Below are 13,015 nucleotides of genomic sequence, written 5' to 3'. Positions count from 1 at the left end.
AATTGCCTCTCTATTCCAATTGGCAGAGAAAACGGTCTTAAACTTCGTAAAGTCCCAGTTCGAATCTGGGGAGAGGTACAAAAAATATAAGTAATGGGTAATGAGCGATGAGTAATTATTGCAAACACTAATTGAAGTATGATTTTAATATTACTAATTACCAATTACTCATTACTTATAAAAATGGAAGAGTGGTGTAGCAGGTCTTCACGTTAGTCTGAAAAACTAAAGGTACAGGTTCGATTCCTGTCTGTTCCGCAGGATATGATTAATAAGTGATGAGCAATGAGTAATTAAATTACACAAAAAAAATTACTAATTACCTATTACTCGTTACTAATGAATTGATTCATAGTGTAATTGGTCAGCACACAAGACTTTGACTCTTGTTGTTCAGGTTCGAGTCCTGATGAATCAACAAAAAGTGAATGTTCAATGGTGAATTTTGCTAAAGCGTGAATTTAAAAAAGGCTTTGTGCTCTTTGCTGAGTGAAACGCCTTTGCGAACTTTAAAAGTATTTAGTAGTAAAAAATCTTTGTGGACTTTGCGTTAAAATAAGCACTAAGATGAATTATGGATATTCAAATAATAATTAATAAAAATTTCAACAAAACAAATTTAAAACATGTAGAAAAAATGGAAACGCAACAACAAACATGGCAAAACATGACAGGAAAAATTTTCCAACATTCTATCACACAGCTGGTAGAAGAAGCCATCATTCGCGAACAGGCAAATGGACACCGACTGAAAGTTTGTGTGGGTTCAGACTCCCACGTTTACGGTGACGCCATTAATTATGCTACGGCAGTTGTCTTTATTCGTGAGGGAAAAGGAGCGTTTACCTTTATCAGAAAAGAAAGAGAAATACAGAATATCAGTATCAAAGAGCGAATGTTGAATGAGGTCAACAAATCCGTAGAAATCGCTTATGCAATTTGCTCAATTCTGGAAACTTATGATGTGGAAATGGAGGTACACGCAGACATTAACACCGACCCGGATTTTAAATCCAATGTTGCTTTGAAAGATGCGATGGGATATATTTTGGGAATGGGGTATATATTTAAAGCAAAACCTTACGCATTTGCAAGTTCAAATTGTGCTGATATAATGGTATGATAAAAGCGGGAAACGAGATGTAGTAAGCTGGAAGTTTTTTAACTGTATGAATATTAACTTCTCACATCCCGCTTCTAACTTCCATCAAAAAAATTAAATAAAAGAACCTTTAAAAACTAATAACCATGTATTTTTTAGTTCAGGCTAATGTGTATTTAGACCCCGATCATTATAAAATTTTTGATGCTTTGGAAGAATTGAATATTGATTACAGTGTAATTAATATTCCTCCAACAGCAGAAAAAATAGACTTCGAAACAGACAGAAAAGATGTTTTTGTTTCGGTAACAATTGCAAGATTGGCAAAACAAAATACCGATTGGTTTCCTGGTTCTTTTTACGGAGGTAATCATTTGTATGAAGTGTATTCAAAATATTATGGTGAAAACCTTTTGAATCACAAAGTTTCCATTCATAAAATTTCAGAAGAATTGATTTGGAAAAAAGGTGAAATTAAATTCATCAAACCTTATGATGAAGCAAAAATTTTTACAGGAAAAGTTTTCAACGAATTGGAATGGAAAGATTTTGTTTTTGAGGCTTTGGAAAATCAAGCTAACAGAATTACTGGAGATTCGTTAGTTCAGATTTCTGAAGCGAAACTAACAATAAAAGAAGCTAGACTTTGGATTGTTGGCGGACAGATTATCGATGCAGGATATTATAAATTTAATGATAATGCACCTTTCGAAGAAAATGTTTCAGGAGAAGGATTGAGTTTCGCCAATGAAATGATTCAACTTTTCAATCTTGAAGAAGCTTTTGTAATGGATATTTGTTTAACAGACAGAGGTTGGAAAATTGTTGAAATAAATTGTATCAACAGTTCCGGGTTTTATCCAAACACCAACGTGAAAAGTATTATTAAAGCATTGAATATTTACTTTTCCAATTAAAAAATAAATTAAAATGTTTTTATACGACAAAGTAATTGTCATAGATATCGAAGCCACATGTTGGGAAAAAGGGCAAACTCCTGAAGATCAAAAAAGAGAAATTATCGAAATTGGAATTTGCAAACTCAATATGTCGGACGGAAATATCGAAGACAAAAGAAGCTATTTGATAAAACCGACACAATCGGAAGTAAGCGAATATTGTACAGAATTGACAGGAATTACGCCTGAAAAACTAGAAAAAGAAGGAACTCCTTTTAAAGAAGCCTGTTCAAATATCAAAAACAGATACAATTCATTACGAAGAACATACGCTGGTTATGGTGGATTTGACAAATCAATTATGGAAAGTCAATGTCAAGAATTTGATATTAAATTTCCCTTTAGTGAAACGTATCTTGATTTGAAAGTGTTGATAAGTTTAATGACTGGTGAAAAGCCAATTGGACTATTGAAAGAACTTCAGACAAGAAATATAGAATTTGAAGGGAGTAATCATAATGGTGCAGATGACGCTTTTAATACAGCAAAATTATTGTATCAAGTTTTAAAAAATTAAGGCAATGGAACTCACAAAAAGATTACTGTTTCTGGATGATATAAGATATCCTATTGAGGCGTATCATTATACAAAACAGGATGTTTTCCTCAGAAAAGATTGGCATATTGTTCGTAATTATGAGCAGTTTGTCAACAGAATTTTGGAAAAAGGACTTCCGGAAATGATTTCTTTTGACCATGATCTTGCTGATGAACATTATTTAGAACCAAATTCTCAGGAATTTGTTGAAAAAACAGGCTACGATTGTGCAAAATGGTTGGTGGAATATTGTATGGATAACTATTTAGATTTACCAAAATTCTATTGTCACTCTATGAATCCTGTTGGAAAGCAAAATATTGAGAGCCTTTTAAAAAACTTTAAAAACTATTAAAAATTAAAAAAATGATTTTCAAAACATATAACTCTATAGAAAATGCTTACCAAACCCGCATCATCGATCAGATTAGGTTGCAGGGTTTTTGGGAAGAAGTTTTCATAGTGCAGGAAAAAGTTCACGGTGCTAATTTCTCTTTCTTTACCGATGGAAAGGAAATTAAAATCGCAAAAAGAACTGCTTTCATCGAAAAGGATGAAAAATTTTACAATGCACATCAGATTTTAGAACGTTACAGAAAAAATGTAATTGAAGTTTTCGAAAAAGTTAAAACCATTTATCCGGATATTGAAACTGTGGTTATCTACGGTGAATTGTTCGGAGGTGGTTACAAACACAAAGAAGTTGGACTTGTAAAAGATGCAATAAAAGTTCAAAAAGGTGTTGAATATGTACCTTACAACGAATTTTATGCATTCGATATTAAATTAAATGGAACTACTTATTTGGATACAGATTTGGTCAACCAAATTTTCGATGAAACCGGATTTTTCTATGCAAAAATTTTGTTTACAGGGACTTTGGAAGAAACTTTAAAGTTTCCGAATGATTTCGATTCTAAAATTCCGGCTTGGTTGGGATTACCGGAAATCGAGAATAATATGTGTGAAGGAACTATCATCAAAACATTGAAAACTAAATATTTTGGAAACGGTTCAAGAGTCATTTTGAAAAATAAAAATGAAAAATGGACTGAGAAATCTAAAATGGTTAGAAAAGACAGACCAATTCAAAAAGAAGTTCGCTTCAGCGAAAATGCTCAGAATATTTGGAATGAAATCTCAAAATATGCTACTGCAAACAGATTGAATAACGTTATCAGCAAAATTGGAGAATTCGAACCAAAAATAATTGGAAAGGTGATTGGTTTCTTTTCAAAGGATATTTTAGAAGATTTTGAAAAAGATTTTCCGAAAGCTTTCACAACTATAGAAAAAGAAGAGCAAAAAAGAATCAATAAAAAATTGAATTCTTTAGTCATTGATGTTGTAAAAGAAGAGTTGATGACCGTGAAAGTTTAGTTTTGGTAAGTTAGCGTCGAAAATTGGTTAATTACTAAATTTAAACTAAAACATTTCCACAACGTTTGTCACTCTTGAGGAATCTAAGCAAAAGCTTTAGAAAAAAGATTTTAGCAATCTATATTTAGATTCTTTCAGGATGACAAATATTTAGTAAAACTTCTGTGGTTAAAAAAACAAACAATTAAAAAAACAGAACAAATGCAAACAAATATATTTTTTACGGCAGATCATCATTTCGGTCATGCCAATATTATAAAATTCTCCGAGCGGCCTTTTGAGTCGATTGAGGAAATGCACGAAGAACTCATCAAACGATGGAACGAAAAAATAGGAAAAGATGATACTGTCTATCACTTGGGCGATGTAAGTTTAGGAAAGCCAGATTTCACCAAAGAAATTTTAGACAGATTAAATGGAAAAATTCATCTGATAAAAGGCAATCATGAATATTCTGCGCTTCGGGTTCCGGAAAGATTCGAGTGGATTAAAGATTACTACGAACTTTATGTGGAAGACGAAAGTCATAAAATGGGCAAACAGAAAATCATGCTTTTTCATTACGCAATGCGCACCTGGAACGGTTCTCATCACGGAACATGGCAATTGTACGGTCATTCTCACGGAACTTTATCGGATGACGAAATGAGTTTGAGCATTGATGTAGGAGTTGATTGCCATAATTTTTATCCTGTTTCTTACGAAGAGATCAAAGAATTGATGAAGAAAAAGAAATGGACGCCTCCTTTTGCGCCAAGAAATTAGCAAAGGCTGGAAGTTCGGTGATGGAAGCTGGATGTTTTTAGGAAGGTACTGAAGGTTTTCAGCATTTATCTCAAATAAAAAAACAATGTTTTAGAAATTATTTTTCTACGCAAAAAGAATGCGTAATAACCTTTTTACTTTGCATTATCAAAAGAACAAAACACTAAAATTTTGAAAATGAATTTTAGTCAAAATATCAGACAGGTCTTGTTGGGTGTTTCTGTATATCACTATTGCAGAATATTTTGTTGAGAAACATGATGTTATTCTGTTCAACTTGATCTGAAGGTTTCAGAGGTTTTCCAAAAAATCTCACACGGCTCTATAGGTTGAAGGTTCAAGTCCTTCTATTTCCAAAATGGAAATATAGTTCAAGTGGTAGAACAATAGATTTTTTGCACAGGTTCGAATCCTGTCTTCACTTCGGGTGAAGTAGCTCAGTTGGTTAGAGCACTACACTTTCACTGTAGTTTGAAAATAGACTCAAAATCTATTTTTTATTAGAGTTTGAATATCTCGTTAAAAATATTCTTCATGGAAAGTCTGGGATTTTTTCGGTTGTTGAATCAACATTTTGAAAAAGCCTGTAAGAAAAGTTTTTCTGAAAATGAAATTCAGTTGATGAATACATGATTATTGGACAAAATTTTCTAAAAATGACGGTTTTCCGCGTGAGCGATGGTAATGGATATCCTTTTTTGTCACATTGAGTTGAGTCGAAATGTGAACAAAAAAGATAGAAATGAACGTAGAGACCCAAGCTGTTGCTTTCAGCGATGGAAAGGGACACGCCCAAAATCTGATTGATTAGAAAATAAGTTTAAAAATAGTATTTGGAAATGAACAGACTTTTTTGAAATACTTTACTTCCGCCATTTTTGGAGGAAAGAATCTTGGTTTTTCCTTTTTTAATTAAAATTAATAACACTAAAAATAAAATATGATGGTAAAAAATGTACAAATTAAAGCATATCAAGTGGGTTTGGTTTTTAAAAACCGAAATCTGATTACTATTTTAAAAGAAGGTAATTACTGGCTTTTCGGAAACAAATCTGTAGAAGTTTTTGAAACGAAAGCTCAGTTTAAAACCGGAGAAGATTTGAATCTTCTATTGAAAAATACTGATTTGGCTTCTATGATTGATGTCGTTGAGGTAAGAGACGGCGAAATTGTTTTGGTTTATGAAAACGGAATTTTTAAAGAAGTTCTAAATGTTGGTCAATATGCTTTCTGGAAAGGTGTTTTGAAAAGAGAATTTCAAAAAAATGACCTGACAAAAGTTGAGATTACAGAAAAAATTTCTAAAACAATTTTGGAAAATTTGAAACTCAAAAGCTTCGTAAGAAAGTTTGTTGTAGCTAATCAATATAAAGGTCTTTTGCTGATTGACGGTAAGCTGACCCAGATTTTGGAAGCCGGAACCTATTATTTCTGGAACAACGAAACTTCTGTAGAAACCAAAACCATTGATACAAGAATGCAACAAATGGAGATTGCAGGTCAGGAACTTTTGACGAAAGATAAAACAATGCTTCGTATCAATTTTTACGTGCGTTATCAAGTGGAAGATGTTGTGAAAGCTTTGATGAATAATAAAGAATACGACAAACAACTTTACATTTTAATGCAATTGGCTTTGCGTGAATTTGTTGGAGCTTTAACGTTGGATGAGTTGCTGTTGAAAAAAGATTCTGTAGGCAAAGAAATTCTTGAAAATCTTGGTCACAAAGCAGAAAACTTAGGTTTAAAAGCTTCCGATGCGGGAATCCGTGATGTGATTTTGACTGGAGAAATGAAGGAAATTATGAATCAGGTTTTGATTGCTGAGAAAAAAGCTCAGGCAAACAGCATCATGAGACGTGAAGAAACCGCTTCCACAAGAAGTTTGCTGAATACTGCCAAATTAATGGAAGAAAACGAAACGCTTTGGAAGCTGAAAGAAATGGAATATATGGAGAAAATAGCCGAAAAAATTGGAGATATTACCGTTTCCGGAAACAGTAATATTGTTTCTCAGCTGAAAGAAATTTTCGCAAAATAAAACCAATAATCATTACTATAAGTAGGTTTCTGTAAAAAGAAGCCTGCTTTACAAAATAGCCTTGTAGCTTAAAAGGAAAAGCCTACGGCAAAATATTGCTTACCGTAGAGTTTGCGGATATTCCGGTTAGACCTGCGCGGACTAATGGGTAGAGTTTACAGAAGCACCGAAAATCTCAGGAGAAGTAGGGAAGCGTATTTACAGCCGCAATGCCAATATGGAATGTGAGTTCGAATCTCATCAAGGTTACAATAAAAGGACAGATCTAATTTTTTAGATTTGTCCTTTTATTTATTTTCCAGCCACTCCTCATAAGAAAGCACACCCAATTCCGGTTTTGCATCACCTTCCAAAATCGAAATAAATTCCAGTTGATTTCCATCAGGATCATTAAAATAAATCGCCAAAGCGGGCATCCATGCAAAAACCATTGGCTTGTCAATTCCGTCTTTCAGGAAGTTGTAAGGTTTTAAATTTTTATTTTTTAAAAACTCAACTGAATAATTTAGAATATCTTCTTTATTGGCCGTAAAAGCAAAATGTCTTGTCTGTAAATTTTCTTTTTGCTCCCACAATCCGAGCATAGATTCTTTATTTTTTCCAATCCATAAAAAGGCAATTGGGCGGGTTTCGTCTTTATGAGCAAACTCCAATCCTAAAACTTCAGTGTAAAATTGAATAGCATTTTCCAAATTCTTTACCTGAATGTGAGTTTCATATAATCCTTTGATCATTGTTTTAATTTTAATTCAGACAAAGCTAGAAAAGAGATTTCCAAAAAATTTACATTGTTGATTCCTTTATATAAAATGAATAATAGACAAATTGTATTTGGTTGCCTGTTAATAGTTGCTTGTTGTTAGTTTTTTTTTAATTCAACGGTATGTTTGTCATTCAGAGCGAAACGTAGTGTAGCGTAGAATCTAATTTATTCCTACCACACCTAGATTCCTACGGAAAGACAAACTTTGTGAATATTTATTTTTAAAATCATTGTATTATTCCTCACAACAACAACAACAACAACAACAACAGGATCAACTTTATCGAAGATAAGATCCTTGCGCCTTAAAAACAGTTTGTAACAGAAAAAAACTTTGCGTCTTTGCGATCTTCCAACAAAAAATAAAAACTTTTTCATAAAAATTTTGCTACGCAAAAACACTGCGCAACACGACTCTTACTTTGCATAAGAAATCAGAGAGGAAGTGATAATCCTCCAAAAATGTTTAACTAAAAAAACAGTAACCATGAAATTTAATTTTTTAAGAAAATCAAATAACGTAGTAATGAATTACGAAGGTGGAAAAGCTTACAAAATGACACCTGCAGAAGAACTATATAGTGCTGTTGTTACAACAGGATTATCAAACGCAACCTATGAAAAAGGAAATAAAAGATTGGCGAGAATCCAGTCTCTGATTCAAAAGAACGAGCCGGATTTCGTCGCGAAATTGGCAGTTTATGCTAGAAAAGAGATGTACTTGCGTTCAATTCCTTTGGTTTTGACTACCGAATTGGCAAAACAAACTTCGGGTACTGACTTGGTAAGCAAAACCGTTAACGGAGTTATCCAAAGAGCAGACGAAATCACAGAGTTGTTGGCATATTACCAATTGGCAAACGAAAGAACAGAAACTAAAAAATTGAATAAACTTTCAAAGCAGATCCAAAAAGGTTTGGTGAGATCTTTCAACAAATTTGATGAATACCAATTTGCAAAATACAACAGAAAAACAGAAGTGACTTTGAAGGATGCTTTGTTCTTGGTTCACCCAAAAGCAAAAGACGAAGATCAGCAGGCAATTTTCAACAAAATCGTCAACGACTCGTTGGAAACTCCCTATACTTGGGAAGTTGAACTTTCAATGTTGGGTCAGACAAAATTTGCGGATGATGCGGAAAGAACATTAGCTTTCAAAAACAAATGGGAAGAATTGATTTTCAGCAACAAATTGGGTTACATGGCAACATTGCGAAACCTTAGAAATATTTTAGAAGCCAAAGTTTCTTCTGATGCGATGTACAAAGTGTGCAACTATTTGTCAGATGAAAAAGCGGTAAGAAACTCAAAACAATTGCCATTCAGATTTTTGGCGGCGTATAGAGAATTGAAAGCAATCGATTCGCCATATTTGTCATCAATTCTGGAAGCATTGGAAGATGCGGTGATGGTAAGTGCAAAAAACATCAAAGGTTTTGGCTTCGAAACTTCGGTAGTGATCGCAGCAGACGTTTCGGGTTCGATGCAACAGCCAATTTCTCCGAAATCTAAAGTTTTGTTGTACGATATCGGTCTGTTAATGTCGATGATGTTGCAGTCGCAGTGCAAAAACGTGATCACAGGTATGTTTGGTGACCGTTGGAAAAGAGTTCCGATGCCGAAAAACGGTATCCTGAGAAACGTAGATGCATTCTACAAAAGAGAAGGCGAAGTGGGCTATTCCACAAACGGTCATCTTGTGCTTGAAGATTTAATCAACAAGCGAGAAATTGTAGACAAAATTATGTTGTTTACCGATACTCAAATGTGGGATACCGGTGGATTTACCAATGCTTTCGAAAACTCTTGGAGCCGATACAAAAAGATCAATCCGAATGCAAAATTGTATCTGTTTGATTTGGCAGGTTACGGAAAACCACCGTTGGATGTCAGAAAAAATGATGTCTATCTTATCGCAGGTTGGTCCGACAAAATTTTCGATGTATTGAATGCTTTGGAAGACAAAAAATCGGCGGTAGAAATGATTAAAAAAGTAGTGCTGTAACAAGCACTGCTTTATTAAGGATAAATTATAAGTGATAAGTGATAAATGATGAGTGATTTTTATCCTTGATATTACTGTAATTTAGGAGCTTGATCCCGCTTTCCACTATATCTTTTTCGCCAACGCTTTTTTCAAGCCATTTCAGAAAAAGGATGCCGTTGCAATCGGGGCTAGGATTTAGTCATTTATTGAAATATTCTAAAATAATAATAAAGTTTGTCATTCAGAACGAAACGCAGTGAAGTGAAGAATCTCAATTAATATTTTTAGAGATTGCTTCGTCGCTTCGCTCCTCGCAATGACAATAAAAGAATAGTAATTAAAAAACGATATAAGGAAATGGAGGCGTTAAGAAAATAAGCTATACGAACTTTAAGAAAATTCTACTGTTTGAAACGCAACACAGATATCGAATCGAAAAATAAATATTGAATTCGCGCAAGTTTTAGAATTTTTAGAGAGTATAGATTATTTTTAGCCGGAGTTTCCAAGTCTTGAATTTTTGGTTCTTTTGCTTCAAAGCAAAACGAACAAAACATAAATATTTAAAATAAATTTCAACTGCGTAAAAAGAATGCGCACCAACGCAATAATTTTGCAATAACAAATAACAAATAACAAATAACAAATAACAAATTAAAAAAGTAAGTGTCTTAAAACAGAATTTCTTCGTTTAAGGGACAGCAATACAGGTTCGAATCCTGTTTCCGAAATTCGGAATGGCGTAATTGGTATCGCTCTGTCAGTAAGTCTCTGTTTGATTTTTTACCTTACTTTAAAACAACCGATGCCGTAAAAAAGAGTTCCTTCTACTTTAAATTGAACTTAAAAACTCTTTTTATAAATTGCTCGGTTTTAAAAATATAAAAAAATCAAGTGTCGTTTTAGAATCATACTTCGATATTTAATCTTTGGGTCGCGGGTTCGAATCCTGCCTTTTCCTTAAAAACGGAAGAGTAGCTCAGTCGGTAGAGCAAAAGCACTGAAAGATTCTTAATTTTTACCTTGATTTAAAAATAAAGAGTGTCGTAGAAAAGACTTACTTCTTGGTTTAATTTTGGTTCGAGTCCAAACAATCTTGAAAAAGATTGGGCAGTCTTTCAATAGGTTACCTCTTTTAAATTTAAAAATAAAATATCAAGTGTCGTAGTATAGAAATACTTCGTTCCAAGTTTAAGGTGCAGGTTCGACCCCTGTCTGTAAAAACAGTAGTCTAATGGTAGGACGTAAGCGTAAAGTGTCTGTACGAAATTTACCTTGATAAAAATAAAGAGTGCCGTTAGAGAAAACTTACTTCGGTTAATCTTATGATATTGGTTCGACTCCAGAAAATAGGTCTTAATGACTTATTATTTCGTGGTTTTCTCGCCTTTTGCCTCTTTTTTAATTTAGACATAAAAACAAGTGCCGTAGAATAGTGTTACTTCGATTATCACGACGGGGTCGCGGGTTCGAGTCCCGTCTCTTCCACCAATAAAACACAATTTCTATGGGGAGAGTAGCTCAGTTGGTTAGAGCACGACACACTTTTTGACTGTTGCCTTGTTTGAAAAATAAAAGTGTCGTAGAGAAAAGATACTTCGTCACCATTTGAAGGGGAGGAATAATGAAGCAGATAATTCCTGCAAGATTATCCGGTTCGACTCCGGCAAGACATTGCCCCGCTTTCTTTTCTCGATTTTTACCTTTTATTATTTTGATAAATTGTTCAAATCCTTTCCTATTTCGGAGAGGATTTTTTTATTTGGAAAAATAATATCTTGTGTATTTATCTTTATTTAGTGAAATGTTAATATTTGTTTTACTCTTTATTACAGAGGATTATGTTAGGGTTGTTTAGGTTTTTGAAAAAAAACTGTAACCAAATTGTAATGTTTATTGTCTTCTGTATATCATTTAATAATTAAAATTAAATCATCATGATAAGATTAACTTTAAAACTTTTTTTATTTCTCTTTTTTATTATTTTTTCTAAAATATCAGGCCAGCTCTATCAGGTTTTTCAGGTGGTCAATATTGAAAAATATCAGGGTAAGAATTTTATTCTTGAAGGAAAAATATTTTATAACAATGAAATAAACAATAACTCATGGATGGTATTAAGTGCTCTGTTTCTTAACGAAAAGGGAACAGGAATGAAAGGGATGATTCATAGCGATGATGCACAGATTTATTATAAAAAAGGAGAATGGAGCCCATATGAACTTAAAGGGAAAATCATTAAAAATGCAAAAGGAATTGCTGTAGGGGTTTCTGTTGCAGGTAAGGGAAGTTATTACCTTGATGATTTTAAATTGTTTGTTTTGGAAGGTAAAAATAAAATAGAAGTTCCTTTAAAAAATCATAGTTTTGAAGATGCTTCTTTGATGCCTTGGCAATCTTACGCTAAAGACGAGGGTTCTAAAATGTCAATATCAACTGCTAAACCTTTATCAGGGAAGCAATCTTTGTTTATTGATAATTCAGCTGCTATTGTTACGCCTAGTTTCGGTAATAATAAAGAAATCGGAAAGTTTATGGAGGTAAATGGTGTGAAATTATACTATGAAGTGTATGGACAAGGTGAGCCGCTTTTGTTAATTCACGGAAACAATAGTTCGATGGCAAGTTTTAATAATCAGCTTGAAATTTTAAGCAAAAAATATCAGGTAATTGGTTTAGACAGTCGCGGCCAGGGAAATTCCTCTTCAAATGATACAAAATTAACTTACGAATTGATGGCAGATGATGTTAATGTTTTTTTAGATAAAATGAATCTTAAAAATGTAAACATCTTAGGTTGGAGTGACGGTGGAAATATTGCGGTTATTTTAGGAATGGAGCATCCTGATAAAGTCAAAAAAATGGCAATCATGGGAACGGTTTTGTACAATAATGAAACTTCTGTTGATTCTAAAATCAATAAAATCCTCAATCAACAGGTAAATGAGATGAAAGCAAACGGCATTTCTGAAAACGATATGAACTATCGTCTTAAAATATTGCTTCTTACAGAGCCCAACATCAATCCGGATGCTTTGAAAAAAATACAGGCGCCAACTTTGGTGATGGCGGGAGAACATGATGTAATGCCTGAAAAACACACAAAACTTATTGCGGATAAAATTCCGAACGGTAAAATGCTTATTTTTAAAGGCGGAAATCATGAAGCTCCCCAAAATATGCCTGAGAAATTTAATAAAGCTATTTTAGAATTTTTTGAAAAAATATAAATGTTATTTTCGGGTTCATATCATTTAAATTTTAATTAAAACTAAAAAAATAACAACTATGGAAAACAAAAAAGGAGGAACGTTTTTCTTTGCCGTCATTGCGGCTATTGTAGGAAGTGCTTTGTGGAAGCAGTTCGATTTCAAAACAATGACTTTTGAAAAAGTGGGTTTAAGTATTCTTTATTTAATTACTTTTTTATTTTGCATCTTCTTTTTAATTAGAAATGTCAGAAATAACGTTAAGAAATAG

Annotated in this window: 12 protein-coding genes and 4 tRNA genes; 14 read left to right on the top strand and 2 right to left on the bottom strand. The window is 33.2% G+C overall.

Annotated elements, in window-relative coordinates; genetic code table 11:
• Window positions 1–4 precede the first annotated feature (4 nt).
• From FDY99_RS22940 to FDY99_RS06115, 11 genes are all read left to right on the top strand, one after another.
• A tRNA-Leu gene (locus FDY99_RS22940) sits at window positions 5–78 on the top strand.
• Window positions 79–185: 107 nt separating this feature from the next.
• Window positions 186–258: transfer RNA gene (locus tag FDY99_RS06155), tRNA-Phe, on the top strand.
• A gap of 87 nt (window positions 259–345) precedes the next feature.
• Window positions 346–418: transfer RNA gene (locus FDY99_RS06150), tRNA-Gln, on the top strand.
• Between the two features lie 219 nt (window positions 419–637).
• Entirely contained in the window at window positions 638–1,123 is a 486-nt protein-coding gene (locus tag FDY99_RS06145; protein WP_139420006.1) for a ribonuclease H-like YkuK family protein, read from the top strand.
• Window positions 1,124–1,248: 125 nt separating this feature from the next.
• Window positions 1,249–2,019 carry an ATP-grasp domain-containing protein gene (locus tag FDY99_RS06140; protein WP_139420004.1) on the top strand — a complete coding sequence of 257 codons (771 nt, stop codon included), beginning with the start codon at window positions 1,249–1,251 and terminating at the stop codon, window positions 2,017–2,019.
• 13 nt (window positions 2,020–2,032) lie between these two features.
• The gene (locus FDY99_RS06135; protein WP_139420003.1) at window positions 2,033–2,578 is read left to right on the top strand and encodes a 3'-5' exonuclease; all 546 of its coding nucleotides are present in this window, start codon (window positions 2,033–2,035) and stop codon (window positions 2,576–2,578) included.
• 4 nt (window positions 2,579–2,582) lie between these two features.
• Window positions 2,583–2,954 carry a cyclic-phosphate processing receiver domain-containing protein gene (locus FDY99_RS06130; protein WP_139420001.1) on the top strand — a complete coding sequence of 124 codons (372 nt, stop codon included), beginning with the start codon at window positions 2,583–2,585 and terminating at the stop codon, window positions 2,952–2,954.
• Window positions 2,955–2,965: 11 nt separating this feature from the next.
• The gene (locus FDY99_RS06125) at window positions 2,966–3,979 is read left to right on the top strand and encodes an RNA ligase, Rnl2 family (protein WP_139419999.1); all 1,014 of its coding nucleotides are present in this window, start codon (window positions 2,966–2,968) and stop codon (window positions 3,977–3,979) included.
• A gap of 201 nt (window positions 3,980–4,180) precedes the next feature.
• On the top strand, window positions 4,181–4,744 hold the full coding sequence (locus FDY99_RS06120; protein ID WP_139419997.1) for a metallophosphoesterase family protein: 564 nt from the start codon (window positions 4,181–4,183) through the stop codon (window positions 4,742–4,744).
• A 360-nt stretch (window positions 4,745–5,104) separates the two neighbouring features.
• Window positions 5,105–5,165, top strand: a tRNA-OTHER gene (locus tag FDY99_RS22935).
• A 519-nt stretch (window positions 5,166–5,684) separates the two neighbouring features.
• Window positions 5,685–6,785, top strand: a complete 1,101-nt coding sequence (locus FDY99_RS06115; protein ID WP_228448746.1) for a slipin family protein — start codon at window positions 5,685–5,687, stop codon at window positions 6,783–6,785.
• A 287-nt stretch (window positions 6,786–7,072) separates the two neighbouring features.
• Here FDY99_RS06115 and FDY99_RS06110 read toward each other — a convergent pair whose 3' ends face one another.
• Window positions 7,073–7,519, bottom strand: coding sequence for a VOC family protein (locus FDY99_RS06110; protein WP_139419995.1), 447 nt, complete (start codon window positions 7,517–7,519; stop codon window positions 7,073–7,075).
• Between the two features lie 209 nt (window positions 7,520–7,728).
• Entirely contained in the window at window positions 7,729–7,926 is a 198-nt protein-coding gene (locus tag FDY99_RS06105; RefSeq protein WP_139419993.1) for a hypothetical protein, read from the bottom strand.
• A 109-nt stretch (window positions 7,927–8,035) separates the two neighbouring features.
• Between FDY99_RS06105 and FDY99_RS06100 the strand changes: the two genes are divergently transcribed.
• The 3 genes from FDY99_RS06100 (at window position 8,036) to FDY99_RS06090 (ending at window position 13,015) form a co-directional block, all read left to right on the top strand.
• The gene (locus FDY99_RS06100) at window positions 8,036–9,553 is read left to right on the top strand and encodes a TROVE domain-containing protein (RefSeq protein WP_139419991.1); all 1,518 of its coding nucleotides are present in this window, start codon (window positions 8,036–8,038) and stop codon (window positions 9,551–9,553) included.
• Window positions 9,554–11,472: 1,919 nt separating this feature from the next.
• Complete coding sequence (locus FDY99_RS06095) at window positions 11,473–12,765, top strand: alpha/beta fold hydrolase (RefSeq protein WP_139419989.1); 1,293 nt, start codon at window positions 11,473–11,475, stop codon at window positions 12,763–12,765.
• Between the two features lie 58 nt (window positions 12,766–12,823).
• Window positions 12,824–13,015, top strand: a complete 192-nt coding sequence (locus FDY99_RS06090; protein ID WP_139419987.1) for a hypothetical protein — start codon at window positions 12,824–12,826, stop codon at window positions 13,013–13,015.

This window comes from Chryseobacterium mulctrae (assembly GCF_006175945.1).
Lineage (GTDB): Bacteria > Bacteroidota > Bacteroidia > Flavobacteriales > Weeksellaceae > Chryseobacterium > Chryseobacterium mulctrae.
The sequence above is the reverse complement of the archived record's forward strand: the minus strand, read 5'-3'. Positions and strand labels throughout refer to the sequence as shown.